Raw genomic sequence first — 2,666 nt, forward strand, 5'->3', positions numbered from 1 at the left:
CTGGCCGGTGTGGAAGCCATTGCCGCCGAAGGTTTCGAGCGCATCCACCGCACCAACCTGATCGGCATGGGCGTGCTGCCGCTGGAGTTCAAGCCGGGCACCACGCGCAGGACCCTGGGCATAGATGGCAGCGAGACCTTCGATGTGATAGGCGCTCGCACCCCGCGCGCCACCCTGACCCTGGTGATCAAGCGCAAGAACGGCGAGCGCGTCGAGGTGCCTATGACCTGTCGCCTGGACAGCGACGAGGAAGTGTCGATCTACGAGGCGGGCGGCGTGTTGCAGCGCTTCGCCCAGGATTTCCTCGAGTCGACTGTCACGGCTTGACCCTGCTGCCTGTCCTGCGGAGCGGACGCCTGCTCAGGGCGTCCGATCCTTTTTGGAGCTATCCATGAGCCATATACCCCAAGTCAGAATTGCCGCCACCTATATGCGCGGCGGCACCAGTAAGGGCGTGTTCTTCAAACTGGATGACCTGCCCGAGCGCTGCCGGGTGCCGGGTGCGGCGCGCGATGCGCTGTTTATGCGGGTGATCGGCAGCCCCGACCCCTATGCCGCCCATATCGACGGCATGGGCGGGGCGACCTCCAGCACCAGCAAGTGCGTGATCCTGTCCAGGAGCAGCCAGCTCGATCACGATGTGGACTACCTCTACGGCCAGGTCTCCATCGACAAGGCCTTCGTCGACTGGAGCGGCAACTGCGGCAACCTTTCGACTGCGGCAGGAGCCTTCGCCCTGCATGCCGGGCTGGTCGATGCGGAGCGCATTCCCGAGAATGGTGTGTGCGTGGTGCGTATCTGGCAGGCCAATATCCAGAAAACCATCATCGCCCATGTGCCGGTCAACAAGGGCCAGGTGCAGGAAACCGGCGACTTCGAGCTGGACGGTGTGACCTTCCCGGCGGCGGAGATAGTGCTGGAGTTCCTCGATCCGTCCGACGATGGCGAGGAGGGCGGCTCCATGTTCCCCACCGGCAGTCTGGTCGACTACCTAGACGTTCCCGGCATCGGCACGCTGAAGGCCACCATGATCAGCGCCGGCATTCCGACCGTATTCGTCAATGCCGAGGACATCGGCTATAGCGGCACCGAGTTGCGCGAAGACATCAACGGCAACCCCGAGGCGTTGGCGCGTTTCGAGGCCATACGCGTGGCCGGCGCCCTGCGCATGGGCCTGATCAAGACGGCGGCAGAGGCTTTGAGCCGCCAGCACACGCCGAAGATCGCCTTCGTGGCCAAACCCAAGGATTACGCTGCGTCCAGCGGCAAACTGATAGCGGCCGCCGATGTGGATCTGCTGGTGCGGGCGCTGTCCATGGGCAAGCTGCACCACGCCATGATGGGCACCTGCGCGGTGGCCATAGGCACAGCCGCGGCCATCCCGGGCACCCTGGTCAATCTGGCCGCCGGTGGTGGGGCGCGTAGCGCAGTGTGTTTCGGTCATCCGTCCGGCACCCTGCGGGTGGGCGCCGAGGCCTCGCTGGAAGACGCTGGCTGGGTGGTGAAGAAAGCTATCATGAGCCGCAGCGCCCGGGTGTTGATGGAAGGCTGGGTGCTTGTGCCCGGCGATGCATTCTAAGGCGCGCTAACAGGGCGCTGCACCTCACCGCAGCAGGAGGCACCAGGATGTCCGCTACCTTTGAGCTGAACGAGCGTCCCGACTACGACCAGGTGCTCCAGGACATCGCCGACTACGTGCTGAATTATCGGGTCGAGTCCGCGGAGGCCCTGAATACCGCCCGCCATTGCCTGATGGACAGCCTCGGCTGCGCATTGCTGGCCCTGCGTTTTCCCGAGTGCACCAAGCACCTGGGGCCGATAGTCGAAGGCACTGTGGTGCCCAACGGCGCCCGCGTGCCGGGCACCCGCTTGTGCCTGGACCCGCTCAAGGCCGCCTGGGATATCGGCTGCCTCGTTCGATGGCTGGATTTCAACGACACCTGGCTGGCGGCCGAGTGGGGCCATCCGTCCGACAATCTCGGCGCCATCCTGGCGGTGGCCGATCACCTGGCGCAGCGGCGCATGGCCCAAGGCGAGGCGCCGCTAACTATGCGCGCCGTGCTGGAAGCCATGATCATGGCCCATGAGATCCAGGGCGTGTTCGCCCTGGAAAACGCCTTCAACCGAGTCGGCCTGGATCACGTATTTCTGGTCAAGCTGGCCTCCACCGCGGTCACCGCCCAGCTGATGGGGGCGGGCCGCGAGCAGCTGTTGTCCGCCCTGTCCCACGCACTCGTCGACGGCCAGGCGCTGCGCACCTATCGTCACGCGCCGAACGCCGGCTCGCGCAAGTCCTGGGCCGCCGGCGATGCCTCCAGTCGTGGCGTGCGTCTGGCCGATATCGCCATGCGGGGCGAGATGGGCATCCCCGGCGTGCTGACCGCGCCGCAGTGGGGCTTCTACGATGTGCTGTTCAGTCACACCAATCAGGATCTGGCGCTGAAACCCATAGAGGCGCGCCAGTTCAGCTTTCCCCAGGGCTTCGGCTGCTATGTGATGGAGAACGTGCTGTTCAAGATCAGCTTCCCGGCCGAGTTCCATGGGCAGACCGCCTGCGAGGCTGCGGTGATACTGCACCCCCAGGTCAAGGACCGCTTGCACGAGATCGACAGGATAGTCATCACCACCCAGGAATCGGCGATCCGCATCATCTCCAAGGTCGGCCC

The 2,666-nt window shown here is 65.0% G+C and carries 2 protein-coding genes and 1 pseudogene; all 3 read left to right on the forward strand.

Annotated elements, in window-relative coordinates:
* Positions 1-327: pseudogene (locus V6M63_RS22765) on the forward strand (Fe/S-dependent 2-methylisocitrate dehydratase AcnD); the annotation flags it as partial.
* A 64-nt stretch (positions 328-391) separates the two neighbouring features.
* Positions 392-1,579: a 2-methylaconitate cis-trans isomerase PrpF gene (prpF, locus tag V6M63_RS22770; RefSeq protein WP_332745635.1), complete on the forward strand. Its 1,188-nt coding sequence runs from the start codon at positions 392-394 to the stop codon at positions 1,577-1,579.
* Positions 1,580-1,626: 47 nt separating this feature from the next.
* A partial coding sequence (prpD, locus tag V6M63_RS22775; RefSeq protein ID WP_332745634.1) for a 2-methylcitrate dehydratase occupies positions 1,627-2,666 on the forward strand: 1,040 nt, incomplete at its 3' end.

The sequence above is a fragment of the Hydrogenophaga sp. genome (assembly GCF_036675665.1).
In the GTDB taxonomy this organism is placed as follows: domain Bacteria; phylum Pseudomonadota; class Gammaproteobacteria; order Burkholderiales; family Burkholderiaceae_C; genus Hydrogenophaga.